Source organism: Neorhizobium galegae (genome assembly GCF_017877055.1).
Lineage (GTDB): Bacteria > Pseudomonadota > Alphaproteobacteria > Rhizobiales > Rhizobiaceae > Neorhizobium > Neorhizobium galegae_D.
The window spans coordinates 117052-142733 of sequence record NZ_JAGIPG010000002.1 but is presented as its reverse complement, the minus strand read 5'-3'; the positions used below and the strand labels follow the sequence as shown (position 1 = coordinate 142733).

Here is a 25682-nt window from a genome sequence, read left to right as displayed (position 1 = left end):
GCTTCAGCTCTTCTTTTCGCGCAGGCGGATGATCACGTCCACATGGGCGATTTCCATGCCTTCCGGGGCTTCCGGCAGGTTATCGATCTGCAGGTTGCTGACCGGGATGTCGAGCACCTCGTTGCGGCCCTCGATGAAGAAGTGGTGATGGTCGGAAATGTTGGTGTCGAAATAGGTCCTGGCGCTTTCAACCGCCAGCACGCGGATGAGGCCGGCCTCGGTAAACTGGTGCAGGGTGTTGTAAACGGTCGCAAGCGAGACGTGCACACCGGCGAAAGTGGCTTCCTCGTGCAGTTCCTCGACGGTCAGGTGGCGGTCACCCTTGGCGAACAGCAGGTCGGCAAGCGCAACACGCTGCCGTGTCGGACGCAGGCCGCAATGGCGCAGTCTCGTCTCGATCTCCGTAATGGCTTCTGCCATATTGCCCGTCAGCTCCTGCCGTTTCGCGCCCATATCAGGTATCTTGACTTTTCGATATAACTTTTACGGCGAGCACTTTCAATAGTTTCCGGAGGATACCTGCCACGGAAGGGCCAAAAACGCGCAATTTCCATCACAAGCCTCTGGTTTGCGTCTTTAGCTTCCTATATGCGGACCAGAACAAACGCATGTTCCAGTGGCTCGGCTGCCATCCCCAGGCGGAGCGCAAGTTCATCGTTACGCTTCAATTCCGACCGATCTTGCACTAAAGCTGCTGAAACAAAAGGTCTAAGGTTCAACGGGGGGAACGGAAATTTATGGCACCCAGGCAGTCCAGCTTCTCTTACGAAGAACTTCTCTCTTGCGCCCATGGCGAGCTGTTCGGACCCGGCAATGCGCAGCTTCCGCTGCCGCCGATGTTGATGGTCCACCGCATCACCGACATTTCGGAGACAGGCGGGGCCTTCGACAAGGGTTATCTTCGCGCCGAATACGACGTTAGGCCCGACGACTGGTATTTCCCCTGCCATTTCGAAGGCAATCCCATCATGCCGGGCTGCCTTGGCCTTGACGGCATGTGGCAATTGACCGGTTTTTTCCTCGGCTGGCTCGGCGAGCCCGGACGGGGCATGGCTTTGTCAACCGGTGAAGTGAAGTTCAAGGGCATGATCCGCCCGGACACCAAGCTGCTCGAGTATGGCATCGACTTCAAGCGCGTCATGCGCGGCCGTCTGGTGCTTGGCACCGCTGACGGATGGCTCAAGGCGGATGGCGAAACCATTTACCAGGCGACAGACCTTCGTGTAGGCCTGTCGAAGGAAAAGGCCGCCTGATCCTGCTTCGCGGCCAAAGAAGTACAAGCAGAAAAGGTTTTGATGAGATGAGACGGGTAGTTGTAACGGGTCTCGGTATCGTATCCTCGATCGGGAGCGACGCCGCCGAAGTCACCGAATCCTTGCGTCAGGCAAAGTCCGGCATTTCCTTCTCTCCCGATTTCGCCGAGCACGGTTTCAAGTGCCAGGTCTGGGGCAGGCCGACGCTCGATCCGACGGAACTGGTGGACCGCCGCGCCATGCGCTTCCTCAGCCAGGGCGGCGCCTGGAACCATGTCGCGATGAAACAGGCGATCGCCGATTCCGGCCTTGAAGACAAGGACATCGGCGAGAATGAACGCACCGGCATCATCATGGGCTCGGGCGGTCCGTCCACCCGCACGCTGATCGAGGCCGCCGAGATTACCATCAAGAACAACAGCCCGAAGCGCATCGGCCCGTTCGCCGTGCCGAAGGCGATGTCGTCGACGGCATCCGCGACGCTTGCCACCTGGTTCAAGATCCATGGGGTGAACTACTCGATCTCGTCGGCCTGCTCGACATCGGCACATTGCATCGGCAATGCCACCGAGATGATCCAGTGGGGCAAGCAGGACGTGATGTTCGCCGGCGGCCACGAGGACCTCGACTGGACCATGTCGAACCTGTTCGACGCCATGGGCGCCATGTCCACCAAGTACAACAACGATCCCGACAGGGCCTCGCGCGCCTATGACGTCGACCGCGACGGCTTCGTCATCGCCGGCGGTGCCGGCGTGCTGGTTCTCGAAGAGCTTGAGCATGCCAAGGCCCGCGGCGCCAAGATCTATGCGGAAATCGTCGGCTATGGTGCGACCTCGGACGGTTACGACATGGTCGCCCCGTCGGGCGAAGGCGCGATCCGCTGCATGCGTCAGGCGCTGGCGACCGTGAAGGGCGATGTCGACTACATCAACACCCACGGCACCTCGACGCCGGTCGGGGACTCGAAGGAGATCGGCGCGATCCGCACCGTCTTCGGGGACAAGATTCCGCATATCCAGTCGACCAAGTCGCTGACCGGCCATTCGCTCGGCGGCGCCGGCGTGCAGGAATCGATCTACGGGCTGCTGATGATGCAGGAACGCTTCATCGGCGAAAGCGCCCATATCGAAAACCTGGACCCGGAATTCGAGGGTGTTCCGATCGTGCGCAAGCGCATCGACGACGCCAAGATCGACACGGTCCTTTCCAATTCCTTCGGGTTCGGCGGCACAAACGCCACGCTCGTCTTCCAGCGCTTCAACGGGTAAATCCATGACCGGAATCATGCAGGGGAAACGCGGCCTGATCATGGGGGTCGCCAATAATCATTCCATCGCCTGGGGGATATCGAAAGCCGTCGCCGCGCAGGGCGCCGAGCTTGCCTTCACCTATCAGGGCGATGCGCTTGGCAAGCGGGTGAAACCGCTCGCAGCCGAGGTCAATTCGGATTTTGTTGTCCCCTGCGATGTCGAGGATATTGCCTCGGTGGACGCGACCTTCGCGGCAATCAAGGAACGCTGGGGCAAGCTCGATTTCGTGGTGCACGCGATCGGCTTTTCCGACAAGAACGAGCTGAAGGGCCTCTACGCCGACACGACGCGCGACAATTTCAGCCGCACGATGGTGATCTCCTGCTTTTCCTTCACGGAAATCTCCAAGCGGGCAGCCGACCTGATGACCGATGGCGGCGCGATCCTGACGCTGACCTATGGCGGCTCGATGCGGGTGATCCCGAACTACAACGTCATGGGCGTCGCCAAGGCAGCACTTGAGAGTTCGGTGCGTTATCTCGCCGCCGACTACGGTCCGCGCGACATCCGCGTCAACGCAATCTCGGCAGGCCCGGTGCGCACGCTTGCGGGTGCCGGCATTTCCGACGCCCGGGCGATCTATTCCTGGAACCAGAAGAACGCGCCGCTTCGCCGCACCGCAACCATCGAGGATATCGGCGGCTCGGCGCTCTACCTGCTCTCCGACTTGTCGCGCGGCGTGACCGGCGAAATCCACTATGTGGACGCCGGCTACAATATCACCTCGCTGCCGAGCCTCGACCGGCTGCGGAACGCGGATACGGAATAAGAACTAAAAAGCCGGGCCGGCATCACGGCTCGGCATTTCTCTAAAATGGGTGGCTCTACGAGGCGGTCACCTGCCGCGTGATGGCTGCAGAATCCCTTGCGCCCCATCGGCTGGTGATCATGCCATCCTCGATGACAAACCATTCCATCGCGGTGATTTCATAACTTTTGCCGGTTGGCTCGTGGCCGGAAAGCCCGCGGAAGAAACCTGTATAGCGCCCGGTCTCCCTGTAACGAGCAACAACATTCTGTCCCTCGGCCGCCATATCGAGCACTTCGAGACACATATTCATGCTTTCGTGCAGCTCGCGCCAGATGGGCTCGACAACGTCGAGGCCGCCATAACCCAGAACGCCGTAAATGCGTGCTTCCGGCGAAAATATCCGACGCAGGGCTTGAATGTCAAAGCGGTTGATTGCCTCGACATAAGCCTGCACGACCATCTTGTTTGCGTTGATATCCATGTCCCTATCTCCGTCAGTTCCCCACCGGGACATTTAGCGGATACGGAGAAAGGACTGAACAAAAAATCGGCTTACTTCTTTGCCCAAAGCACTTTGAAACGGGCGTTGCGGCACGTCTCGCCGCTTTCGCGGAAACCTTCGGCCAGCACCGGTTCATAGGTCAGGCCACGATTGGCGACCAGCATCAGTCGCCCGCCGTTCTTGAGCGCCGCAGCGGCGGTGCGGATCATCGTCTTGCCGAGTTCCGGGTCAGCTGCCTGCGCCTCGTGGAAGGGCGGGTTCATGATGACCAGGTCGTATTTTTCCTTCGGCGGCTCGACGCCGAGATCCTGCCAATAGAAGCGGGCGTTGAGGTCCGGGCAGTTGCGCGAGATGTTGCGCTTGGCAAATTCCAGCGCCTGATAATCGGCCTCGAAAAGATCGATGCGGTTCACGCGCTTCGACTTTTCCGCCAGCATCACAGACAGATAACCCCAGCCGGCGCCGAAGTCGGCGGCGTTGCCGTCGAAGTCGGTCGGCAGGCGGCCGGCGAGCAGTTCGGAGCCCGCGTCGACGCGATCGTGGGAAAACATGCCAGGTGCAGCCTCGAACCGGGCGTCGATCACCACGGTCGATTTCTCCAGCGCCTTGATCGCCGCATCGGCATTGGCGGGCCTGGCGAACCATATCGCGACGCCGTGGTATTTCGGCGTGTAGTCGAGCTCGATGCCGAGCTTCAGGAGCGTGTTGCGGAGCGGCTGGATGCCGTCTTCCTTAGCCCCGGCGACAATGATCACGCCGCCGGTTCTAACGCGCTCCAGAGCCTCCGCTACGCGGTTCTCGTTCTCTCCGCGATGCTTGCCGCAGAGCACCAGCCCTACGTCGTAGCCGTCACCCTCGGCCTCGGGATAGGCTCCCTCGCGCAAGGTCCGGAACAGCGGCCGGAACGGCTGCACCGCGGTGATCCCAGCTGCGAACCCGTCGGGCAAGGCATTGCCGCCTTCTGCGCCGAGAAAGAGTACACGCTCACCTTCGCCGGGCGTGGGAACTGCGCCGGTGTCGAAGGGGTGGAACAGGGTCTTGAGGGTGTCTCGGCTCATGGTTCGTCTCGTGGGTTCGTCTCGTAACAGCAGATAAACAAAAGGCGCGGAAGAGCTTCCGCGCCTCGATGTCTCGGAAGGGGAGAAGCCTTATTCGGCGGCTTCGCCTTCAGCCTTCTTGACTTCCTGGCCGGTGGCCTGATCGACGACCTTCATCGACAGGCGAACCTTGCCGCGCTCGTCGAAGCCCATCAGCTTGACCCAGACCTTGTCGCCTTCCTTGACGACGTCCTGGGTCTTGGCAACACGCTCGGAAGCGAGCTGCGAGATGTGCACGAGGCCGTCGCGGGCGCCGAAGAAGTTCACGAACGCACCGAAATCGGCGGTCTTGACGACCGTGCCTTCATAGATGGCGCCGACTTCCGGTTCTGCGACGATCGAGTGGATCCACTTGCGGGCCGCTTCGATTTCCTTGCCGGAGGAAGAGGCGATCTTGACGGTGCCGTCGTCCTCGATGTTGATCTTGGCGCCGGTCTTTTCGACGATTTCGCGGATGACCTTGCCGCCCGAACCGATGACTTCGCGGATCTTGTCGACCGGGATGTTCATCACTTCGATGCGCGGTGCGAATTCGCCGAGCTGGCCGCGGCTCTCGGAAAGAGCATTCGCCATTTCGCCGAGGATGTGCTTGCGACCGCCCTGCGCCTGGCTGAGCGCGACCTTCATGATCTCTTCGGTGATGCCGGCGATCTTGATGTCCATCTGCAGCGAGGTGATGCCGTCATTGGTGCCGGCAACCTTGAAGTCCATGTCGCCGAGGTGGTCTTCGTCGCCGAGAATGTCGGAGAGGACGGCGAAACGTTCACCTTCGAGGATGAGGCCCATGGCAATGCCGGCTACCGGCTTGGCGAGCGGTACGCCTGCGTCCATCAGAGCGAGCGAGGTGCCGCAGACGGTCGCCATCGAAGATGAGCCGTTAGACTCGGTGATCTCGGAGACGACGCGCAGCGTGTAGGGGAACTGCTCAGGCGTCGGCAGCATCGGGCGGATGGCGCGCCATGCGAGCTTGCCGTGGCCGATTTCGCGGCGGCCCGGGGAGCCCATGCGGCCGGTTTCACCAACCGAGTAGGGAGGGAAGTTGTAATGGAGCAGGAAGCGCTCCTTGTACATGCCCGTCAGGCTGTCGACGTACTGTTCGTCTTCGCCGGTGCCGAGCGTGGCGACAACGATCGCCTGGGTTTCGCCGCGGGTGAAGAGGGCGGAACCGTGGGTGCGCGGCAGGATGCCGACTTCCGAGACGATCGGACGGACAGTCTCGAGGTCACGACCGTCGATACGGCTCTTGGTATCGAGAATGTTCCAGCGAACGATCTTGGCCTGCAAGTGCTTGAAGACGGCGCCGATGACTTCCGGGCTGTACTTCGGCTCGACACCTTCCGGGAAGAAGTGAGCCTTGACCTTCGCCTTGACGGCGTCGACGGCAGCGTAACGGTCGGCCTTCTGGGTGATCTTGTAGCCTTCGCGCAGCTCGGCTTCGAAATGCTGCAGCATTTCGGCTTCGAGTTCGGAATGATCTTCCGGTTCGAATTCGCGCGGCTCCTTGGCGGCGACTTCGGCGAGCTTGATGATCGCGTCGATCACAGGCTGGAAGCCGCGGTGGCCGAACATGACGGCGCCGAGCATGACGTCTTCGTTGAGTTCCTTGGCTTCCGATTCAACCATCAGGACGGCGTCCTGGGTGCCGGCGACGACGAGGTCGAGAACCGACTCGTCCATCTCGTCGAGATGCGGGTTGAGAACGTATTCGCCGTTGATGTAACCGACGCGGGCGCCGCCGACCGGGCCCATGAAGGGAACGCCGGAAAGGGTGAGCGCCGCCGAGGTGGCGACCATGGACAGGATGTCCGGGTTGTTCTCGAGGTCATGCTGGATGACGGTGACGACGACCTGGGTGTCGTTCTTGTAGCCTTCCGGGAAGAGCGGGCGGATCGGGCGGTCGATCAGGCGGGAAACGAGGGTTTCGTTTTCCGACGGACGGCCTTCGCGCTTGAAATAGCCGCCCGGAATCTTGCCGGCGGCATAGGTCTTTTCCTGGTAGTTGACGGTGAGCGGGAAGAAATCCTGGCCCGGCTTCGGAGCCTTGGCGGAAACCACGGTCGCGAGAACGACGGTTTCGCCGTAGGTCGCCAGAACCGCGCCGTCAGCCTGGCGGGCGATCTTGCCCGTTTCCAGCTTCAGCGGGCGGCCTGCCCATTCGATTTCGACGGAATGTGTATTGAACATGTCTTGTCCTTCAATGCGGGAGCACACGCATCGCCGATATCGGGCGTAGCGCACAGTCGACCGCAATCAATGTGACACATCATGGGCAAGACAACGGGAGGCTTTTGCGTCACCGGCATCCTCAAAGGGAGCCGCGGCTAAAGCCCCGAGGGCTTTGGCCGAAAGCATCCGGCAATCCTGCCCCATGACAGGTCAACGGTTTGTTTGGCAGATCCGGCCCATCCGGGTCCGCCGGGAGTTCGCCACGCAAGTCTTCATAGCGGGGCGCCAGCATATCGTTATCGGGCCTATGCCCGAAAAGGCGTCCGGCGGGCACTGTCTCCAGGCCCGCCGGAAGATTTATCAGCGGCGAATACCCAGGCTGGTGATCAGCTTGGTGTAGCGGCCTTCGTCCTTCTTCTTGAGATAGTCAAGAAGCGAGCGGCGGCTCGAAACCATCGTCAGCAGGCCACGACGGGAGTGGTTGTCCTTCTTGTGGCCCTTGAAATGTTCGGTCAGGTTGTTGATGCGCTCGGTCAGGATCGCAACCTGGACCTCCGGAGAACCGGTGTCGCCTTCGACAGTTGCATATTCCTTGATCAGCGCAGTCTTACGCTCGGCAGTGATCGACATCGGATGTCCTTTCTTTTGAGAGGAAACAGGGACGCCAAAGGCCGGGATGTCGTCCAGCATTGGCCATGAAAGCAAAATGAATGCCAGAGGCCGCCTTCTTGCTGGCGCTGCCTATAAACTATTCATGCCCGGATTGGAAGAGCGATGTTCTGCTCAGCCGAAGACCCGTTTCGGCCGGAATTCGCCTTGGCCGATCTCGCCGATGGCGATCAGCTTGCCACGTACCGTCGCATAGGCCTCGGCCTCTGCAAGCGGCGCATCGCGGCCGCGCAGGATGACCGGATTGCCCATTTTCAGCCGGTGCGCCTGGTCGTCAGTGACCGGCAGATGCGGCAGGCTGGACAGCGCCTCGGCGGTATCGATCAGGAATGCATCGAGCGCCGCCAGGCGTTCGTCGCGGTCCTCGATCTCTTCGAGCGCCACGAGGTCAGCGAGCGGCACCATCTTTTCCTCGGCGAACGGCGCGACGAAGGTGCGGCGCAGTTCGGAAATATGGCCATAGCAGCCAAGATCGCGGCCGAAATCGCGGGCAAGCGCACGCACATAGGTGCCCTTGCCGCATTCCACCTCGAAATGCGCCTTGTCCGCAGTGACGCCGAGCAGCGTCAGCCGGAAGATCTCCACTTCGCGGGAAGGGATATCGACCGTCTCGCCATCGCGAGCGAGGTCATAGGCCCGCTCGCCGGCAATCTTGATCGCCGAGAACTGCGGCGGGATCTGGCTGATCGTGCCGGTATATTTCGGCAGCAGATCACGGATAGACTGTTCGTCGGGACGTGTGTCCGAGGAAGCCGTGACTTCGCCTTCGAGGTCGTCGGTCGAGCGCTCCTGGCCCCAGCTGACGGCGAATTCATAAATCTTGCGGCCATCCATGACGTAAGGCACGGTCTTGGTCGCATCGCCGAGCGCGATCGGCAGCATGCCGGAGGCGAGCGGATCGAGCGTGCCGGCGTGGCCGGCCTTCTGGGCGTTGAACAGCCATTTGATCTTGGAGACGGCCTCGGTCGAGCCGAAATCAACCGGCTTGTCGAGGATAAGCCAACCGGAAACCGGGCGGCCCTTTGGTTTGCGGGGTTTGGACATGCGTTCTCTTGACTATTCTTTGTCTTCACTGCCGCCTTCGAGGTCCCGCTGGACCTCCGGCGAGCGCAGCAGCTCATCGATCTTCTTGTAGTTGTCGAAGCTGGTATCGTCCCGGAAGCGGACTTCCGGCATGTATTTCATCTGCCGAAGCTGGCCGCCGATACGACCGCGGATGTATTTGGCGTTGCGGTTCAGCGCCTCGATGACCGCCGCATGATCCGGCAAGCCGAGGGGTGTCACGTAGGCCGTGGCGATCTTCAGGTCGGTCGACATGCGTACTTCCGAAACCGAGATCACGGTCTTTTCGATCAGGTCGTCGCGCACTTCGCCGCGTTGGAGGACCTGGGTAATGGCGGCGCGGACCTGTTCGCCAACGCGAAGCATGCGCTGGGAGGGCGCCGAGGATGTAGGCTTGCTCATTTTGTTTCTCTTCTAGAGCACTTGCGGGGTTCGTCCCGTATTCCAAGCGCTGCGTCAGCAAAGGCGGTCACATGACCCAGGTGCGCCCAAAGGTCAAGGCGCCCTATCCGCTTTATCTTAGCAGGGTAAGCCGCCGAATGCGGCATTCAACCGGCTCCCGCAGGTGCCGGACTATCAGAACAGGGCGTCGTCGATATCGTCGTCGGACATGGTGGTCGTGACGGCAGCGGCTTCCACCGGCGGCTCGGTTCCCAGTAGTGCGGCATGCAGCTCGCGTTCGCTCACCATCGTATAGAGGCGGGCAATGCGGCCGCCGACATCGGCAAGCGCCTCTTCGAGGCCCGGCGCTTCGAAGAAGTCCTCGTCGAGTTCCATCTCATTGGCGCAGGAGCGCAGCACCTCGCCGAGTTCGGCGTTGAAGTTCAGCCGGGCGAGCGAGATATCCATCTCGCCGACCGCCGTGCTGCTCTGATCGCCGAGCGCCAACATCTGGGCATCCATCCGGTCGCCGACGGAGCGGATGTTTTCAAGCGCGTTTTCCAGACGCTGATCGAGGCTTTGTTCGCTCTCTTCGCCATGTACGCCGGTCAGCTTGTTGGCAGCGATTTCGAGCGTCTGGAGTTCGACCAGGATCTTTTCGGCCGTCTCGTCGAGCACCGCGGCGAAGTTGCGCAGTTCGGCGGTCACGACGTTGATCGCCCTGCCTTCCTCACCGATCTTGCCGCAACGCAGGTTGGTGTTGAGTGCCATGTAATGAATGTCGGTGCGCACGACCTTGACGATGCCGATGCCATCGAGAAGTTCGCGGACGGTATCGCTGGTCGACCGGCTGAGCTCGCCGGCGTGGTGGGCAACCTCCTCGATTTCGCGCACGGCGCCGCGAGCTGCGGCCACGCCGCTCTCGAGCTGCCGGATCGCATTGTCGTTGTCGCCGCTGTCGGCATCGGTCATCGTCGCACGCAACGCCTCGATCTGCGACAGATCGGACCGGAAGCTTGCGACGGTGGCAACGATCTTTGCGGTATCGCGATCGAAGTCGGAGATGGATTGATTGAGCTGCAGCGACACGAGCTTGCGGATGATCAGCGACAGGCTTTCGCGCTGATCGCCAGTCAGTCTGGCGGCCGCAGGCGACTCCATATAATCGGACAGGATGCGCAGGCTCGACTGGCAATGTTCGATGCGCTGGCGGGTGATGTCGCCAACCTGCATGGCCGACAGCGTCGAGGCGAGCTTGGACTGGATGACGCCGGCGACGGCACGCACACTTGCGGCGCGCTCGACGAGCAGCTTGCGGTGCTTGCCGATCTCGGCCGCGCCATTGGAGAGGCCGGAAACGATCTGCGGCACCGTCTGATCGTAGCTCGCCAGGATCGCCTTGCCCTTGGCCATGACAGGCCCGAGACCGTGGCCGAGCGTGCTCAGCTTGCCGGCTAGATCGTTGACCTGGCGCGAGCCTTCCTGGATCCTTGCGAGAATTTCCTCCGCAAAGCCGGCGAAATCGGCAATGCCGGCACCGGTGATCTTGGCCGTCACGGCGAAGGTGCGCAGATAGCGCAGGGTTTCCTGCATATCCTCGATCTGGGGCCGGAGTTTTCGCTCCGCGCAGGCGATTTCCTGGAAGCCGATCTGGCGTCCGGATTCGAGCCTGGTCAGGTGCGACAGGCGCTCGACCGTGCTCTTCAGTTCGGCCATCGTGGCGTTTGCCGTTCCTTCATCCAGCGAACCGGTCAACTGGTCGAGGGAGGCAATCAGCTTGTTCAGCACGTCGAGGATCGACAGAAGTGCGGCGCCGCCATCGAGAAAGCGTTCCTCGATACGAGAACGTGCCGTTTCCATCCGGTCGACAAAGACCAGAACGCCCGCCGAATTGTCCGCGACGTCGAAAATGGGTGCCCTGACAGCCACTTTGCCTCACCTTTCAGGTCCCGCGGGACCTCTGCCTGCCGATGATAACGACGATGAACTCGTCCGTATTGTTTCGGGACAGCTCCACACCAGCCAGTTCGTGGCATAGTTCCGTCCCGCGTGAGAACTACTCTGGGCGCCAAAGAGTTAATTCCCGCAAAATACGGCATTCCCATTTGCGACTTGTGGTTAATGTTTCCGTCCCTAGACGTGGCAAAATACAACCTATCAGTATTGTTTCGCGAAAAGTCGTCATAGCGGATTAACTCCTGATTAACGATGCAAGTCCAAATTCGGGCAGCTATTTCAGCTCTTTCGGAATTATATTGAGGTAAGAATGCCTGCTTCCGATGCTAAAGAAGATTGCCTTCACTTGCCGCAGAACCTGACCGTTCGCGCAATCACCATTGTCCAGCAGGAAATGCTGCAATTTCTCGACAAGACTGCGTCCGCAACCATCGAACTCGACGATGACTGCCAGGTGGACATCAGCTTCCTCCAACTCATGGAAGCGGCACGCATCTATGCCGGTACAGCCGGAAAACACATCGCGTTGGCTCGTCCTGCCAGCGGCCCGACGCTCGATGTCCTGAAGTGCAGCGGCATCCTTGAAGGGATGTCCGCCGACGACCTGCAATTCTGGCTTCATCAAGGGGGTATTCAATGAGCGCCAGCATCCTAACAGTCGACGATTCCGCCAGCATCCGGCTGACGACGCGCGTCGCCCTCAGCAATGCCGGATACCAGATCACCGAGGCAGTCGATGGACTGGACGGCATTGCCAAGCTCAAGGCCGGCCAGTTCGACCTGATCGTCACCGATCTCAACATGCCGAACATGGACGGCCTGACGATGATCCGGGAACTGCGCAAGATGCCGGCCCATATGGGCGTTCCGGTCATCTTCCTGACGACGGAATCCGACAGCGACATCAAGCAGGAAGCCAAGGCAGCCGGCGCTACCGGCTGGCTCACCAAGCCGTTCGACCCGGAAAGCCTGGTCAAGATCGTCCGAAAGGTACTCGGCCGATGAGCTTTCCCGATCCTATCGCTGTTTTCAGGACAGAAGCGGCCGAGCTTCTGGAACAGATCGAAGCAGGGCTTCTCGACCTGAATGTAAACCTCGGCGACAAGGATCAGGTGGACGCGGTCTTCCGCGGCCTCCACACGTTGAAGGGCTCGGGCGCCATGTTCGGCTTCGATGCCCTGGCCGCCTTCACCCATCATTGCGAGACCGCCTTCGACCGCGTCCGCAAGGGCGAGGTTCCGGCGACCCAGGAACTGGTTACCGCAGTTCTGGAAGCCAAGGATCACATGCGCGCCCTCGTCGATACGCCGAATGGCAATCATGAGGCAACCGGCGAGGCGCTTCTCACCAGCCTGCGCGCCGCCGTCGATGGCGCCAAAAACCCGGGTGCGGCCAGCCCCGCCAAGGCTGCACCGGGCCAGAACCATTTCAAGATCCGCTTCAGCCTGCCGCAGAGCGCGATGGCAAACGGCACCAATCCGCTACCGCTTCTCGACGAACTGCGCGAGCTCGGCGAGTGCACGATCGTGGCGGACCGTTCCGCCATCCCGGCGCTCGACCTTCTCGCTCCGACCGATCTCTATATCTCCTGGGAGGTCGAGCTTCTGACCACCCAGCCGCGCTCGGCGATCGACGACGTGTTCATCTTCGTCATGGACGAGATGCAGCTCGAAGTCATCACGGTGGAGGCGCCAGCCGCTGCCGCCAAGACGCCAACCAAGACCGAAACCCTGGTTGCGGAAGCCCGGCCTGGCGCTGCGGCACCGTTCGCCGCGCCGCAGGCGGCAGCACCCGCGCCGATCGCTCCGGCTCCTATCGACGCGAAGCAGAAAAAGGCCTCCGAAAACGTCCGCGTGCCCGCCGAGAAGCTCGACGAGCTGATGGACCGGGTCGGCGAACTCGTGATCGCCCAGTCGCGCCTCAGCCAGCTTGCGGGCGGCAGTGGCGATCTGCAACTGCGGGCGGTCTCGGAAGACGTGGAGCGCCTTTCCGGCGAGCTGCGGGATACCATGATGGTGCTGCGCATGGTGCCGGTCACGCAACTCTTCGGCCGGTTCCGCAGGCTGGTGCACGATCTGGCGCACGAAACCGGCAAAACGATCGAACTGGTGACCGAAGGCGAAAGCACGGAAGTAGACAAGAGCGTCATCGAACGCCTTGCCGATCCTCTGGTACATCTCGTGCGCAACTCCTGCGACCACGGTCTCGAGACCCCCGAGGAACGTCTGGCCGCCGGCAAATCTGCGGCTGGTCACATCCTGCTTTCCGCCCGCCAGCAGGCCGGCGAAGTCATTATCACCATCAAGGATGATGGCCGCGGCATCAACAAGGAGCGGGTGCGCGCCAAGGCCGAGTCCTCGGGTCTTATTGCACCCAACGCCAACCTCACCGACCAGGAACTCTATCAGCTGATCTTCCAGCCGGGCTTCTCGACGGCCCAGGCGGTCACCAACCTCTCCGGCCGCGGCGTCGGCATGGATGTGGTGAAGCGGACGATCGACGCACTGCGCGGCACGATCAACGTCGCGAGCCACCCGGGCAAGGGTTCCGAGATTTCGCTCGCCATCCCATTGACGCTCGCAATCATCGACGGCCTGCTGGTGCGGGTCGGCGACGGCCGTTACGTCATTCCGCTCTCGGCGGTCGAGGAATGCCTCGAACTCTCGATCGAAGAAGACATGCGCTCACGCGGCCGCAGCTTCATCTCGCTGCGCGACAGTCTCGTGCCGTTCCTCAGGCTTCGCGATCTCTTCCGCACCGGCACCAAGCCGGACCCCTTCCAGAAGGTGGTCGTCATCTCGACGGGTTCCGAACGGGTGGGCCTGGTCGTCGACCAGATCATCGGCGATCACCAGACCGTCATCAAGGGCATGTCGAAACTGCACCATGACGTCGCGACCTTCTCGGGTGCGACCATCCTCGGCGACGGGGACGTGGCGCTGATCCTCGATGTCGGCCACCTCGTGGCCGAAGGACAACAACAGGAGGCGCATCTGCGCGCGGCCGGATGAACGAAGCAGTCAGAAAGATCTCCGAAAACCTTTGGGACGGCCGCCAAGAGCTGGAAGTTCTGACATTCGACATCGCCGGCGAGATGTTCGCGCTGGAAGCCGTGAGCGTACAGGAGATCCTCGATCTCCTGCCCGAGACCATGGTGCCCGGCGCAAAGGCCTTCGTCGGCAGCGTCATCAACTTCCGCGGCAAGGTCATTCCGCTTGCCGACATCCGGCTTGCATTCGGCATGGAAGCGACCAAGCCGACAATCGACAGCCGGATCATCGTCATCTCGATCAACATCGAGGGCGAACCGGTTCTTGCAGGTATCCGTACAGACAAAGTGCATGAAGTTACCACCCTGCTACGCGCCGCCGGCGAGCCGCCGCCGAGTGTCGGCATGCGCTGGCGGCCGGATTTCATCGATTGCCTCGTCAAGCGGGGGGCGGAATTCATCATCCTCCCCAATCTTCAGGTGATCTTCTCCGCCCAACACGACCATTCCGCGACCGGGGCTTCCCACGGTTGATCACCCTTTTGATGGACTCAAAAAATGCACGCTTCAATCAAGCTTAAGCTGGCTTCAGCATTCGGTTTCATCATCATCATGCTGCTGGCGACTGCCGCCTACGGCATCCTCAGCCTCGGCAACCTGAACGACACGCTCGAGAATGTGCTGCAGGGGCCGGCCCTGCGTCTGAAACTGGCCCAGAACCTGAACAACGAGCAGCTTCAACAGATCCGCCAGCAAAAGAACCTGCTTCTGGCTGCAAATCCCGGCGAGATGCAGGGATATATCGCAAAGGGTGACGATGCTCGCCGCGGATTCGACGAGACGCTCAAGGCGGTTGAAGCCCGCGCGACGGAGCAGGGCAAAGCCCTCTGGGCAAAGCTTGCCGGCTTCACAGCGGAATTCCGCAAGCAGGACGACCGCATCCGCACCGCGATGCTGGGCGGCGACACAGCCACGGCGCTGCGTATTTCCACCAACGAGGCACGCACGGTCACCAACGAGATCGACGCCTTGCTCAACGACGTGGTCAAGCTCGAAGAAGGCCGCCTCAACGATGCCGACAAACAAACGGATCTGGATTACGCCCAGACCCGCCTGATCATGATCTCGGTCGCTGGCGCCGCCTTCCTGATCGCCGTGCTGGCCGCCCTCTGGATCGCCCTTTCGATCAACAGGGGCCTGCGCAATGCGGTGACCGCGGTCCAGAACGTCGCCGATGGTGACCTGACCAAGTTCGCCACGATCACCAGCAAGGACGAGATCGGCGAACTGCTTGGCTACGTCAACACCATGATCGAGCGTCTGCGCGGCGTCGTCGGCGATGCACTTGCGGCATCCGACAACGTCTCCTCGGGCAGCCAGGAACTCTCGGCAAGCTCCGAACAGCTTTCCCAGGGCGCGACCGAACAGGCGTCTTCGGCCGAAGAAGCCTCCGCCTCGATGGAGCAGATGGCGGCCAACATCAAGCAGAACGCAGACAACGCCGCCCAGACGGAAAAGATCGCCCGCCAGTCGTCGCGTGACGCCGAAGCGTCCGGCCAGGCGGTCGGCCGCGCCGTCGGCGCCATGCGCACGATCGCCGAGAAGATCTCGATCGTCCAGGAAATCGCCCGCCAGACGGACCTGCTCGCCCTGAACGCCGCGGTGGAAGCCGCCCGTGCCGGCGAACACGGCAAGGGTTTTGCAGTCGTCGCCTCGGAAGTCCGCAAGCTCGCGGAGCGGTCCCAGGCCGCGGCTGCCGAAATCAGCGCGCTGTCGGGCGAAACGGTGCAGGTTGCCACCGACGCCGGCGAGATGCTGAACAAGCTGGTGCCGGACATCCAGAAGACGGCCGAGCTGGTCTCGGAAATCTCCGCTGCCTGCCGCGAACAGGATATCGGCGCCTCGCAGATCAACGAAGCGATCCAGCAGCTCGACAAGGTGACCCAGCAGAATGCCGGTGCCTCCGAAGAAATGTCGGCGACTTCCGAAGAACTTGCCTCGCAGGCTGAAGAGCTGCAGGCCTCGATCGCCTTCTTCCGGGTCGATCAGGCCGGCGGCAAAAAGCCGGCCAAGCGGGCTTCGGCTACCGCTGCGGCCCACAAGCCCATTGCCAAGCCGGCTCCGATGCGCCGCCCTGCGGGCCAGCCGTCTCACAAGGCAGATCATTCGGTGCTCAGCCAGCAGGCCCGCGCCAAGGGTTTTGCCCTCGACATGTCGATGGGCGGGCCGGATGCCGACGACGCAGATTTCCGCGAAAGCGCCTGAGACAAATGAACCTGATCCCGGATTGACAGGAACCGGGATCGTCTTCCGCATGTAAGCGGGAGAATGGCCGCTGGCCGGACTATCGCAGAAGAGTGAATGTATCGGTCTTCTCGTTTCACCGCTTCCCGCCCTTCCGGGAGAGAAGCACTGAACTGATGCACTTCATTGCCTTGAGGGGATAGGCTATGCGATTTACGATCAAGGCCAAGCTGGTATTGGCTTTCGGCTTTCTTGTCAGCATGCTGGTTGGTACGGCTGGCTATGGGATATATAGCCTCGGCGCCGCCCACGAAGCGATGACCTACGTGACAGAAGTCGCGGCGACGCGGCTCGATAAGATCCAGCAGATGAACATCCTGTCGCTCAATCGCATCCGCGCGCAGAAGAACATGCTGCTCGCCACCTCGCCGCAGGAGATCGAAAAGTTCTATGTCGACGGCGACAAGCTGGAGGCGCAGTTCGCCACGTTGCTGAATGAACTGGCTTCGACCGCATCGGCAGACCAGAAGCAGTTCTGGGATGAAACGCGGGCGCTCGCAGCGACCAACCGCGCTGCGAACGAAAAGGTCGATGCCGCCGTCAAGCGCGGCGATGCACAGGGAGCACTTGCCCTTTCAGCCGGAGAAAGCCGCAAGGCGGTGACCGAACTCTCCACGCAACTGGAAGAAGCCGTACAAATCAACCGCGACCGGATGCAGAAGGCCAATGATGAAGCGGAAGCCACCTATTGGACGACGCGCAGCCTGATGATCACCATCGCCGCGGTGGCCGTCATCACGGCAGCGGCGACAGCGTTCTGGATCGCCCTCGGCATCGGCAGGGGTCTCACCAAGATCATGAGCGTTGCCAAGGCGGTATCGATCGGCGATCTCAATCAGAATATCGAGATCAAGACGAACGACGAGATCAAGGATCTGGTCGACACGATCAACACGATGACGGCCAACCTGCGCAGCACGGCGACGATCGCCGACCAGATTTCCAATGGCGATCTGACCGTTTCACCGAAACCGCTATCCGAGAAGGACACGCTCGGCCTTGCGCTTGAAAGCATGGTGGAACGCCTGCGCGGCGTGGTCGGCGACGCTCTTTCGGCAGCGGACAACGTCTCTTCGGGCAGCCAGGAACTTTCGGCAAGCTCGGAACAGCTTTCCCAGGGCGCCACCGAACAGGCTTCCGCCGCCGAGGAGGCTTCCTCTTCGATGGAGCAGATGGCCGCCAATATCAAGCAGAACGCCGATAATGCCGCCCAGACGGAAAAGATCGCCCGCCAGTCGTCCCGCGATGCCGAAGCGTCCGGCCAGGCGGTCGGCCGCGCCGTCTCGGCAATGCGTACGATCGCGGAAAAGATCTCGATCGTCCAGGAAATCGCCCGCCAGACCGATCTTCTCGCCCTGAACGCGGCGGTTGAAGCCGCCCGTGCCGGCGAACACGGCAAGGGTTTTGCGGTTGTTGCTTCGGAAGTCCGCAAGCTCGCGGAGCGCAGCCAGGCCGCTGCGGCGGAAATCAGCGCGCTTTCCGGCGATACCGTCCAGGTTGCGACCGAAGCCGGCGAGATGCTCAACAAGCTTGTGCCCGCGATCCAGAAGACCGCGGAACTGGTCTCGGAAATCTCCGCCGCCTGCCGCGAGCAGGATGTGGGTGCGGCCCAGATCAACGAAGCAATCCAGCAGCTCGACAAGGTAACCCAGCAGAATGCCGGCGCCTCGGAAGAAATGTCGGCGACATCCGAAGAGCTGGCCGCTCAGGCGGAAGAGCTGCAGGCCTCGATCGCCTTCTTCAAGGTCGAACGCGCCAATGCCAAGGCCCGGCTGCAGCCAGGCGCCAAGGCTCCGGCAACAGCAAAGCTCGGTGCAAAACAGCCATTGAAGGCTCCAGCGCCCCGTCCGGCCGGCCATTCGGTCGCATCCCAGCAGGCACGCGCCAAGGGTTTTGCCCTCGATCTTTCGATGGGCGGTCCCGATGGTGATGACGACGATTTCCGCGAAAGTGCCTGAGCGCTTCCTGACCAATGAGCGGGGCCGCCAGGCGGCCCCGTGATCGCCAGCGTCACTACGTTGGTGCGAACAACAAAGAGGTTCCTGGTGACGGCTTACCGGCCTAACCGTCAGGCTTTTTTCGATTGCATCCCAGAAATGTAAGGCAGCTTTGTCGGCTTTTGAAGGAATTGGGAGATTAAGATGCGGTTTACGATCAAACTGAAACTGGGATTGGCTTTCGCCCTGTTGACGCTGTTGCTGGTTGGCATCGCGGTCTATGGCAGCCTGAGCCTCGGCAACCTCAACGAGGCCAGCACGAAGATGATCGACGGTCCCGTCCATCGTCTGGAACTTGCGCTCACTGCCAATGTGGCCGAGGTCGATGCGGTACGCGCTCAGAAAAACGCGCTTCTGGCTACCAATCTGGCGGATGCCGCGAAATTCCATAAGGAAGCAGACGTCAACACGGAACTGATGTTCAAGGCTGTTCAGGAAGGGCTTTCGATCGCCTCCGTGGAAGGCAAGCCCTATTGGGAAAAGCTGCTGACGATCGGCAAGCAGTTCCAGCAGAAATCCGACGAACTGCAGGCTATCCAGGCACGCGGCGACCAGGCCGGCGCCCTGGCGCTCTCCATGGGCGATCTGCGCACCATGACCGCCGATATGGGCGAGGCCATCAAGGTTCTCCTCGATATCCAGCGCAAGGGCATGGCCAATACCGAAAAGGCGAACCAGGATCTGTTCTCCACGACGATGATGGTCCTGAGCATCGCTTCGATCGCCGCCGTGCTGATCGCCATCGGCGCCGCCTTCTGGATCACGCTTGGCATCAACAACGGCCTCAAGAAGATTGCGTCCGTCGCCAATGCAGTGGCGATCGGCGATCTCAACCAGAAGGTCGAGGTCAGGACGAATGATGAGATCAAGGATCTGATCGATACCGTCAACGTGATGACCGGCAATCTGCGCAACACGGCGACAATTGCCGAGCGGATTTCCGAGGGCGACCTTTCCATCGATGCCAAGCCGCTTTCCGACAAGGATGTGCTCGGGATCGCCATGCAGAGCATGGTCACTAATCTGCGCACGACCTCGCATGTCGCCGACCAGATTGCCAACGGCGACCTGACCATTTCGCCGAAGCCGCTTTCCGACAAGGATACGCTGGGCCTTGCCCTTCAGAGCATGGTGGAACGCCTGCGCGGTGTCGTTGCCGATGCGCTTGCTGCGTCGAACAACGTCTCCTCGGGCAGCCAGGAACTTTCGTCGAGCTCCGAACAGCTGAGCCAGGGCGCCACCGAACAGGCTTCGTCAGCCGAAGAAGCCTCCGCCTCGATGGAACAGATGGCGGCCAACATCAAGCAAAACGCCGACAACGCTGCCCAGACGGAAAAGATCGCCCGGCAATCGTCGAAAGACGCGGAAGCATCCGGCCAGGCGGTCGGCCGTGCGGTCGGCGCCATGCGCACGATCGCCGAGAAGATCTCGATCGTCCAGGAGATCGCCCGCCAGACGGACTTGCTCGCCCTGAACGCCGCGGTGGAAGCCGCCCGTGCCGGCGAACACGGCAAGGGTTTTGCAGTCGTCGCCTCGGAAGTGCGAAAGCTCGCGGAACGGTCCCAGGCCGCGGCTGCCGAAATCAGCGCGCTGTCGGGCGAAACGGTGCAGGTTGCGACCGAAGCCGGCGAAATGCTGAACAAGCTGGTGCCGGACATCCACAAGACGGCCGAGCTGGTCTCGGAAATCTCTGCTGCCTGCCGCGAACAGGATATCGGCGCCTCGCAGATCAACGAAGCGATCCAGCAGCTCGACAAGGTGACCCAGCAGAATGCCGGTGCCTCCGAACAGATGTCGGCAACCTCCGAAGAACTTGCCGCTCAGGCGGAAGAGCTGCAGGCCTCGATCGCCTTCTTCAAGGTCGATCGGGCCGGATCCAAGCAGCGGGGCCAGCCGGTTCCGGCCGCCAGGCCCGCACCGGCAAAATCCAGGCCGCAGCCAGCGTCCAAGGCCTATTCGGCCGGGCATTCCGTCACAGCACAACAGGCCCGCGTGAAAGGTTTTGCCCTCGACCTGTCGATGGGCGGCCCGGACGCGGACGATGACGATTTCAGGGAGAGCGCATAATGGCAGGCATATCCTCCGAATCCCAGTTCGTAACCTTCAGCCTCGGCGATGAGATTTTTGCGGTCCCCGTCGAGGTTGTCCGCGAGATCCTCGACCACGAGGAGCCGTTCAAGATCCCGCACGGCCCGGAATATCTGCTCGGTCTGCGCGATGTGCGCGGACAGGGCGTGCCGGTGATCGACCTCCGTCTTCGCCTCGGCCTGACGAGGACGGTCAGGACGCCGCATACGCGCATCCTGGTGCTCGACGTGCCGGTCGCCGATCGCGTCCTAGTGCTCGGCCTCGTCGCAGACCGGGTCTTCGAAGTGGTGCCGTTCCGCAAGGAACAGATCGAGACGGCGCCGGATATCGGGGTGCGCTGGCGCTCCGACTATATCGCTGGCGTGGTGCGCCGGGAGACCGGCTTCGTCGTCGTTGTCGACCTTGCACGGCTGTTTTCGGATTCCGGGTCGGCGCTTGCCGATGTCGGGCCGCAGTCCCAGGTCGCATGATGGAATTCGCATAACCGGATAGGTTCTTGTACGGGGGCATGCGCGTGAGTGCAGCAATGAGGAGTCAGCCGCTCGACGACCGGCTGAGCAAGCGCAACTTCGATCTGCTTTCGAAGTACATCTACGACTATAGCGGCATCAAGATGCCGCACAGCAAGATGACGATGCTCGAAGGACGGCTGCGCCGGCGCCTGCGAGTCACGGCCATGCCGACCTTCGACAGTTATTGCGACTACCTCTTCAAGCACGGAGGTATCGAGGCCGAATCGATCTTCCTCATCGATGCGGTGACCACCAACAAGACCGATTTCTTCCGCGAGCCGAAGCATTTCGACTACATGGTACAGACGGCATTGCCGGACATCCTGAAAACCTATGTGGACCGGCGCATCCGCACCTGGAGCTCCGCCTGCTCGACGGGCGCCGAACCCTATACGATGGCCATGGTGCTTTCGGAATTCCTGAGCTCGTCCGCGCCGGAACGGGACTATTTCGTGCTTGCCACCGACCTGTCGACGGACGTGCTGCAGAAGGCCCAGCGCGCCATCTACCCGAGCGAGCTCCTGGCGCCGGTTCCCGCCGACATGATGAGCAAATATGTCATGCGCCCGTCCGACAACCGACGGCAGGAAATGCGGATTTCGCCCAAACTGCGCTCCCGCGTCGGTTTCGCCCGGCTGAACCTGATGGACGAAGCCTATCCGATCGGCGATCCGATGCACATGATCTTCTGCCGCAATGTGCTGATCTACTTCGACAAGCCGACCCAGCAGCATGTGCTGTCACGCCTTTGCGAAGCGCTGCTTCCCGGAGGCTATCTGTTCATCGGTCATTCGGAAACCGTGACCGGCTTCGATCTGCCGATCCGGCAGGTGGCAAATACTGTGTTCAAGCGGGTATGAACCATGAGCGGCAAAATCCGAGTTCTGATCATCGATGACTCCGCCAGCGTCCGCCAGACGCTGACAGCCGTCCTGTCGGCGGATCCGGACATCGAAGTCATAGGCGCGGCCAGCGATCCCTTCATGGCGGCGCGAAAGCTGCGCGAGGAAATCCCCGACGTCATCACTCTCGATGTGGAAATGCCGCAGATGGACGGCATCACCTTCCTGCGCAAGCTGATGTCGCAGCATCCCATTCCGGTGGTGATGTGCTCGTCCTTGACCGAGAGCGGCTCGGAAACGCTGATGCAGGCGCTGGAAGCGGGCGCCGTGGACATCATCCTGAAACCGAAGATCGGCGCGGCCGACCATCTCGCCGAATCCGGCGAGCGGATCCGCACCGCGGTCAAGGGAGCCGCACGCGCTCGGGTCGGCCGGCTGCGGCCGTCACGCATCGGCGAGGGCAGCACGACAGCCAAGCTCACGGCCGACGCGGTGCTTCCGCCTCCCAAGGCCGGAGCCATGGCGAAGACCACCGAAATGGTCGTCTGCGTCGGCGCCTCCACCGGCGGAACCGAAGCGCTGCGCGAGCTTCTCGAAGCCCTGCCGGCCAATTCTCCGGGCATGGTCATCGTCCAGCACATGCCGGAAAAATTCACCGCCGCCTTCGCCAAACGCCTCAACAGCCTCTGCGAAGTGGAGGTCAAGGAAGCCGCCGACGGCGATCCGGTGCTGCGCGGCCATGTGCTGATCGCCCCCGGAGACAAACATATGCTGCTCGAACGACGCGGCGCGCGTTACGAGGTTTCGATCCGCTCGGGTCCGCTGGTCAGCCGCCATCGCCCCTCCGTCGACGTGCTGTTCCGGTCGGCCGCACGCTCGGCGGGCGGCAATGCCATGGGCGTGATCATGACCGGCATGGGCGACGACGGCGCCCGCGGCATGAACGAGATGCATCAGGCGGGCGCCTATACGGTAGCCCAGGACGAAGCGTCATCGGTGGTCTTCGGCATGCCTAAGGAAGCCATCGCCCATGGCGGCGTCGACAAGGTGGTGTCGCTCGAACAGATCGCCCGCGAAATTCTCGCCGCCGATCGCCGGCGGTAAGATCTGCCATCCAAATTTTTACGCCTCGTTAACCATGTTTGGCAAGAATGGGGTAACGCATCATGAGGGTGCGGTGAGAGAGCGATCTTACGCTCGTAGCCGGACAGGGACCCACGATGCCAGTCATTACCTTTGCCAACACCAAGGGCGGAGCAGGCAAGACCACCGCCGTACTCCTGCTTGCAACCGAACTCGTTGAGCAAGGCTACCGCGTCACCATCCTGGATGCCGATCCGCAATACTGGATCACCCGCTGGCACATGCTCTCGCCGCATAACGACAAGCTCAACGTCATCTCCTACGTGACGCAGGCCTCGATCGACCGTCATATTTCCGAGAACCGCCACAAGACCGATTATTTCGTGCTCGACCTGCCCGGCGCCCAGAGCCCGCTGCTCGCCAAGGCGATCGGCCTTTCCGACCACGTGCTGATCCCGATCCAGGGCTGCGCCATGGATGCCCAGGGCGGCGCCAACGTGCTCGAACTGCTGCGCTATCTTGAGGAAAAGGCCAATCTGCACGTGCCGCATTCAGTCGTGCTGACCCGCGTCAACTCGATGGTCACCACCCGCGCGCTGCTCGCGGTGAAGATGCTGCTGGCCGAACGCAAGGTCGAAGTGCTCGACACGCCGATCATCGAGCGCGCCGCCTTCCGCGACATTTTCGATCTCGGCGGCACGCTCTACACGATGGACGAAAACCGCATCAGCAATCTCGACAAGGCCCGGCAGAACGCCCGCCTGTTCGCACTCGAAATGCTGCGCCGGGTGCCGCTTCACAAGCCGGCATCGCTGTCGAAGCGCTTCGTCCGCGCCGCCTGATCAGGCCTTGCCGTTCAGCACGATCTGCAGCTTGACGTCGGACGGATGTCCGGTTGCGGCCCGTTCGAAGGCCGCGATCGAATCCTTGAAATCGAAGACGCCGGTGATCAGCGGCTTCAGGTCGACCTTGCCGGAGGCGATCAGTTCCAGCGCCCGGTCGAAGATGTTGGCGTAGCGGAACACCGTCTCGATGCGCACTTCCTTGGAGATGGCGCTTGAGACGTCCAACGGCACCGGCTCGACCGGCAGACCGACCAGCACGAAGGCGCCGCCCGGTCGCACCAGATCGAGCATGCCCTGATAGGCCCTCGGGCTGCCACTCGCCTCGAACACGACATCCGCGCCCCAGCCGCCGGTCGCTTCGGCGAGAACGTCGGCAAACGGCCGTTCGGTGATGTTGACGGGGATGATGCCCGGGTACTGGCCGGCGATCTTCAGCTTGTCGGGGCTCAGATCCGAGATGAAGACGCGGGCACAGCCGCCCGCGAGTGCAGCCAACGCCACCATGATGCCGATCGGGCCGGCACCGATCACCGCACCGACATCGCCGGGCTGGATGCGGGCGCGGCTGGCGGCCTGCATGCCGATCGCAAACGGCTCGACCATCGCCCCTTCGGCAAAGGAGACGTTGTCGGGCAGCTTGTAGGTGAAGGCGGCCGGATGGATGACTTCAGGCGTCAGCACCCCATGGATCGGCGGCGTCGCCCAGAAACGGACGTCCGGATCGACGTTGTAGAGACCGAGTTTGGAGGCGCGCGAGGAAAGGTTCGGCACGCCGGGTTCCATGCAGACGCGGTCGCCGACCTTCAAGGTCTTCACCTCGCTGCCGATTTCGATGACGATGCCGGCCGCCTCGTGGCCGAGCACCATCGGCTCGCGCAGAACAAAGGGACCGATTGCCCCGTGGGTATAGTAATGCACGTCGCTGCCGCAGACGCCAACCGTATCGATGGCGATCTTCACGTCACCCGGCCCGACCTCGGTCGGGAGATCGATTTCCCGCAACGAGAGGACGCCTTTTTTCTCGAGCACCAGGGCCTGCTGCATGAGATGTCTCCTTCCGATTATCTTCTGACGCTGGCCGAGTTTCCAGGCGAGATCAAGGCGACCGAAGACCGCCCTCAGCCGCGGCCGGCGTAAGGCATGCCGTTTGCCATCACCGTCATGAACAGGACGTTGGCCTCCAGCGGCAAACCATCCATGTAGAGCACGGCATCGGCCACGTGTTTCGGGTCCATGACCGGTTCCACGGCCGTCGTCAGATCGGCCTGCAGCGCGCCTTCCTTCATCCGCACCGTCATCGGCGTGTCAGCATTGCCGATATCCACCTGGCCGCAGACAATGTTCAGCGGCCGCCCGTCGAGCGCGATCTGGCGGGTCAGGCCGGTAATGGCGTGTTTGGTGGCGGTGTAAGCGGCCTGGTACGGGCGCGGCACATGGGCCGAGATCGAACCATTGTTGATGATCCGCCCGCCGCCCGGGTTCTGCCGCCGCATCATTCCGAAGGCCGCCCGGGCGCAATAGAAGGCGCCGTTGAGATTGAGGTCGATGACAGCCCGCCAGGTTTCGAGCGGCAATTCGTCGATCGGAACGGCCGGCGTGCCGCGGCCGGCGTTGTTGAACAGAAGATCGAGACGGCCATAGGCCTCTTCCGTCGCCGCAAACAAGGCATCCACGGCGGCCGGATCGGTGACATCCGTCGGCACGACCAGCGACTGTCCGCCGGCCAGTTCCGCCGTACCCCGCAACTCGCTCTCGCGGCGGCCGGCAAGCACGGTCCTATAGCCTGCATTCAAAAGCCCGATGGCGACGGCCCTGCCAACGCCCGAGCCCGCACCGGTTACGATCGCCACTTTCGACATGTCCACTCCTCCT

Annotated in this window: 24 protein-coding genes; 14 read left to right on the top strand and 10 right to left on the bottom strand. The window is 61.9% G+C overall.

The genetic code is table 11. From position 1 onward, the window contains the following. Positions 1-3: 3 nt before the first annotated feature. Positions 4-420, bottom strand: a complete 417-nt coding sequence (irrA, locus tag J2857_RS10920) for an iron response transcriptional regulator IrrA (protein WP_210010233.1) — start codon at positions 418-420, stop codon at positions 4-6. A 317-nt stretch (positions 421-737) separates the two neighbouring features. Here irrA and fabA point away from each other — a divergent pair, with 317 nt between their 5' ends. From fabA to fabI, 3 genes are read left to right on the top strand one after another with little or no spacing between them, the layout of a single operon-like run. Then, positions 738-1253 (top strand): 3-hydroxyacyl-[acyl-carrier-protein] dehydratase FabA, encoded by a 516-nt coding sequence (gene fabA / locus J2857_RS10915; protein WP_038547719.1) that lies wholly within the window; start codon positions 738-740, stop codon positions 1251-1253. A 47-nt stretch (positions 1254-1300) separates the two neighbouring features. Further along, positions 1301-2524: a beta-ketoacyl-ACP synthase I gene (gene fabB, locus J2857_RS10910; RefSeq protein ID WP_210010232.1), complete on the top strand. Its 1224-nt coding sequence runs from the start codon at positions 1301-1303 to the stop codon at positions 2522-2524. Between the two features lie 4 nt (positions 2525-2528). Beyond that, positions 2529-3335 (top strand): enoyl-ACP reductase FabI, encoded by an 807-nt coding sequence (gene fabI / locus J2857_RS10905; protein ID WP_210010231.1) that lies wholly within the window; start codon positions 2529-2531, stop codon positions 3333-3335. A gap of 55 nt (positions 3336-3390) precedes the next feature. On the opposite strand, the gene J2857_RS10900 is transcribed toward fabI, so the two are convergent. The 7 genes from J2857_RS10900 to J2857_RS10870 form a co-directional block, all read right to left on the bottom strand. After that, a complete protein-coding gene (locus tag J2857_RS10900; RefSeq protein WP_210010230.1) occupies positions 3391-3798 on the bottom strand; it encodes an ester cyclase in 408 nt (135 codons plus the stop codon). A gap of 71 nt (positions 3799-3869) precedes the next feature. Continuing rightward, positions 3870-4877: a class I SAM-dependent methyltransferase gene (locus J2857_RS10895; protein WP_210010229.1), complete on the bottom strand. Its 1008-nt coding sequence runs from the start codon at positions 4875-4877 to the stop codon at positions 3870-3872. Positions 4878-4967: 90 nt separating this feature from the next. After that, the gene (gene pnp, locus J2857_RS10890; RefSeq protein ID WP_210010228.1) at positions 4968-7100 is read right to left on the bottom strand and encodes a polyribonucleotide nucleotidyltransferase; all 2133 of its coding nucleotides are present in this window, start codon (positions 7098-7100) and stop codon (positions 4968-4970) included. A 342-nt stretch (positions 7101-7442) separates the two neighbouring features. Further along, on the bottom strand, positions 7443-7712 hold the full coding sequence (rpsO, locus tag J2857_RS10885) for a 30S ribosomal protein S15 (RefSeq protein WP_007762572.1): 270 nt from the start codon (positions 7710-7712) through the stop codon (positions 7443-7445). Positions 7713-7865: 153 nt separating this feature from the next. Then, complete coding sequence (gene truB, locus J2857_RS10880; protein ID WP_210010227.1) at positions 7866-8795, bottom strand: tRNA pseudouridine(55) synthase TruB; 930 nt, start codon at positions 8793-8795, stop codon at positions 7866-7868. A 12-nt stretch (positions 8796-8807) separates the two neighbouring features. Next, positions 8808-9215, bottom strand: coding sequence for a 30S ribosome-binding factor RbfA (rbfA, locus tag J2857_RS10875; protein WP_210010226.1), 408 nt, complete (start codon positions 9213-9215; stop codon positions 8808-8810). Between the two features lie 174 nt (positions 9216-9389). Then, entirely contained in the window at positions 9390-11123 is a 1734-nt protein-coding gene (locus J2857_RS10870; RefSeq protein ID WP_210010225.1) for a chemotaxis protein, read from the bottom strand. A 337-nt stretch (positions 11124-11460) separates the two neighbouring features. On the opposite strand from J2857_RS10870, the gene J2857_RS10865 reads away from it, so the two are divergent. The 11 genes from J2857_RS10865 to J2857_RS10815 all read left to right on the top strand — a co-directional run bounded on the left by J2857_RS10865 (position 11461) and on the right by J2857_RS10815 (position 23807). Beyond that, positions 11461-11790, top strand: coding sequence for a hypothetical protein (locus tag J2857_RS10865; RefSeq protein WP_210010224.1), 330 nt, complete (start codon positions 11461-11463; stop codon positions 11788-11790). Beyond that, positions 11787-12155 (top strand): response regulator, encoded by a 369-nt coding sequence (locus J2857_RS10860; RefSeq protein ID WP_046637913.1) that lies wholly within the window; start codon positions 11787-11789, stop codon positions 12153-12155. The genes J2857_RS10865 and J2857_RS10860 overlap by 4 nt, the downstream gene beginning before the upstream one ends. Then, complete coding sequence (locus tag J2857_RS10855) at positions 12152-14161, top strand: chemotaxis protein CheA (RefSeq protein ID WP_210010223.1); 2010 nt, start codon at positions 12152-12154, stop codon at positions 14159-14161. The genes J2857_RS10860 and J2857_RS10855 overlap by 4 nt, the downstream gene beginning before the upstream one ends. Further along, complete coding sequence (locus J2857_RS10850; RefSeq protein ID WP_210010222.1) at positions 14158-14673, top strand: chemotaxis protein CheW; 516 nt, start codon at positions 14158-14160, stop codon at positions 14671-14673. Before J2857_RS10855 ends, J2857_RS10850 begins: the two co-directional genes overlap by 4 nt. Positions 14674-14697: 24 nt before the next feature. Then, positions 14698-16404 (top strand): methyl-accepting chemotaxis protein, encoded by a 1707-nt coding sequence (locus J2857_RS10845; RefSeq protein WP_210010221.1) that lies wholly within the window; start codon positions 14698-14700, stop codon positions 16402-16404. Between the two features lie 185 nt (positions 16405-16589). After that, the gene (locus tag J2857_RS10840; protein ID WP_210010220.1) at positions 16590-18401 is read left to right on the top strand and encodes a methyl-accepting chemotaxis protein; all 1812 of its coding nucleotides are present in this window, start codon (positions 16590-16592) and stop codon (positions 18399-18401) included. Between the two features lie 183 nt (positions 18402-18584). Beyond that, entirely contained in the window at positions 18585-20507 is a 1923-nt protein-coding gene (locus J2857_RS10835; protein ID WP_210010219.1) for a HAMP domain-containing methyl-accepting chemotaxis protein, read from the top strand. Then, positions 20507-20998, top strand: coding sequence for a chemotaxis protein CheW (locus J2857_RS10830; RefSeq protein WP_210010218.1), 492 nt, complete (start codon positions 20507-20509; stop codon positions 20996-20998). Before J2857_RS10835 ends, J2857_RS10830 begins: the two co-directional genes overlap by 1 nt. A 38-nt stretch (positions 20999-21036) precedes the next feature. Further along, positions 21037-21900, top strand: coding sequence for a CheR family methyltransferase (locus tag J2857_RS10825; protein WP_210010217.1), 864 nt, complete (start codon positions 21037-21039; stop codon positions 21898-21900). A gap of 3 nt (positions 21901-21903) precedes the next feature. Further along, positions 21904-22986, top strand: a complete 1083-nt coding sequence (locus J2857_RS10820; RefSeq protein WP_210010216.1) for a protein-glutamate methylesterase/protein-glutamine glutaminase — start codon at positions 21904-21906, stop codon at positions 22984-22986. 116 nt (positions 22987-23102) lie between these two features. After that, positions 23103-23807: a ParA family protein gene (locus J2857_RS10815; protein WP_210010215.1), complete on the top strand. Its 705-nt coding sequence runs from the start codon at positions 23103-23105 to the stop codon at positions 23805-23807. Here the strand turns inward: J2857_RS10815 and J2857_RS10810 are convergent, their stop codons facing one another. Further along, positions 23808-24854, bottom strand: a complete 1047-nt coding sequence (locus J2857_RS10810; RefSeq protein ID WP_210010214.1) for an NAD(P)-dependent alcohol dehydrogenase — start codon at positions 24852-24854, stop codon at positions 23808-23810. A gap of 74 nt (positions 24855-24928) precedes the next feature. Further along, positions 24929-25669, bottom strand: a complete 741-nt coding sequence (locus J2857_RS10805) for an SDR family oxidoreductase (protein ID WP_210010213.1) — start codon at positions 25667-25669, stop codon at positions 24929-24931. Positions 25670-25682 lie beyond the last annotated feature (13 nt).

Excerpts from the sequence above, each read along its gene's own strand:
- rpsO (WP_007762572.1), bottom strand. The coding sequence starts at position 7,712 with ATGTCGATCACTGCCGAGCGTAAGACTGCGCTGATCAAGGAATATGCA.
- J2857_RS10865 (WP_210010224.1), top strand. The coding sequence starts at position 11,461 with ATGCCTGCTTCCGATGCTAAAGAAGATTGCCTTCACTTGCCGCAGAAC.
- J2857_RS10825 (WP_210010217.1), top strand. The coding sequence starts at position 21,037 with ATGCGCGTGAGTGCAGCAATGAGGAGTCAGCCGCTCGACGACCGGCTG.
- J2857_RS10815 (WP_210010215.1), top strand. The coding sequence starts at position 23,103 with ATGCCAGTCATTACCTTTGCCAACACCAAGGGCGGAGCAGGCAAGACC.
- rbfA (WP_210010226.1), bottom strand. The coding sequence starts at position 9,215 with ATGAGCAAGCCTACATCCTCGGCGCCCTCCCAGCGCATGCTTCGCGTT.
- J2857_RS10855 (WP_210010223.1), top strand. The coding sequence starts at position 12,152 with ATGAGCTTTCCCGATCCTATCGCTGTTTTCAGGACAGAAGCGGCCGAG.
- J2857_RS10900 (WP_210010230.1), bottom strand. The coding sequence starts at position 3,798 with ATGGATATCAACGCAAACAAGATGGTCGTGCAGGCTTATGTCGAGGCA.
- J2857_RS10835 (WP_210010219.1), top strand. The coding sequence starts at position 18,585 with ATGCGGTTTACGATCAAACTGAAACTGGGATTGGCTTTCGCCCTGTTG.
- J2857_RS10820 (WP_210010216.1), top strand. The coding sequence starts at position 21,904 with ATGAGCGGCAAAATCCGAGTTCTGATCATCGATGACTCCGCCAGCGTC.
- J2857_RS10830 (WP_210010218.1), top strand. The coding sequence starts at position 20,507 with ATGGCAGGCATATCCTCCGAATCCCAGTTCGTAACCTTCAGCCTCGGC.
- truB (WP_210010227.1), bottom strand. The coding sequence starts at position 8,795 with ATGTCCAAACCCCGCAAACCAAAGGGCCGCCCGGTTTCCGGTTGGCTT.
- pnp (WP_210010228.1), bottom strand. The coding sequence starts at position 7,100 with ATGTTCAATACACATTCCGTCGAAATCGAATGGGCAGGCCGCCCGCTG.
- J2857_RS10840 (WP_210010220.1), top strand. The coding sequence starts at position 16,590 with ATGCGATTTACGATCAAGGCCAAGCTGGTATTGGCTTTCGGCTTTCTT.
- J2857_RS10845 (WP_210010221.1), top strand. The coding sequence starts at position 14,698 with ATGCACGCTTCAATCAAGCTTAAGCTGGCTTCAGCATTCGGTTTCATC.
- J2857_RS10860 (WP_046637913.1), top strand. The coding sequence starts at position 11,787 with ATGAGCGCCAGCATCCTAACAGTCGACGATTCCGCCAGCATCCGGCTG.
- J2857_RS10805 (WP_210010213.1), bottom strand. The coding sequence starts at position 25,669 with ATGTCGAAAGTGGCGATCGTAACCGGTGCGGGCTCGGGCGTTGGCAGG.
- J2857_RS10850 (WP_210010222.1), top strand. The coding sequence starts at position 14,158 with ATGAACGAAGCAGTCAGAAAGATCTCCGAAAACCTTTGGGACGGCCGC.
- fabI (WP_210010231.1), top strand. The coding sequence starts at position 2,529 with ATGACCGGAATCATGCAGGGGAAACGCGGCCTGATCATGGGGGTCGCC.
- fabA (WP_038547719.1), top strand. The coding sequence starts at position 738 with ATGGCACCCAGGCAGTCCAGCTTCTCTTACGAAGAACTTCTCTCTTGC.
- irrA (WP_210010233.1), bottom strand. The coding sequence starts at position 420 with ATGGCAGAAGCCATTACGGAGATCGAGACGAGACTGCGCCATTGCGGC.
- J2857_RS10895 (WP_210010229.1), bottom strand. The coding sequence starts at position 4,877 with ATGAGCCGAGACACCCTCAAGACCCTGTTCCACCCCTTCGACACCGGC.
- fabB (WP_210010232.1), top strand. The coding sequence starts at position 1,301 with ATGAGACGGGTAGTTGTAACGGGTCTCGGTATCGTATCCTCGATCGGG.
- J2857_RS10810 (WP_210010214.1), bottom strand. The coding sequence starts at position 24,854 with ATGCAGCAGGCCCTGGTGCTCGAGAAAAAAGGCGTCCTCTCGTTGCGG.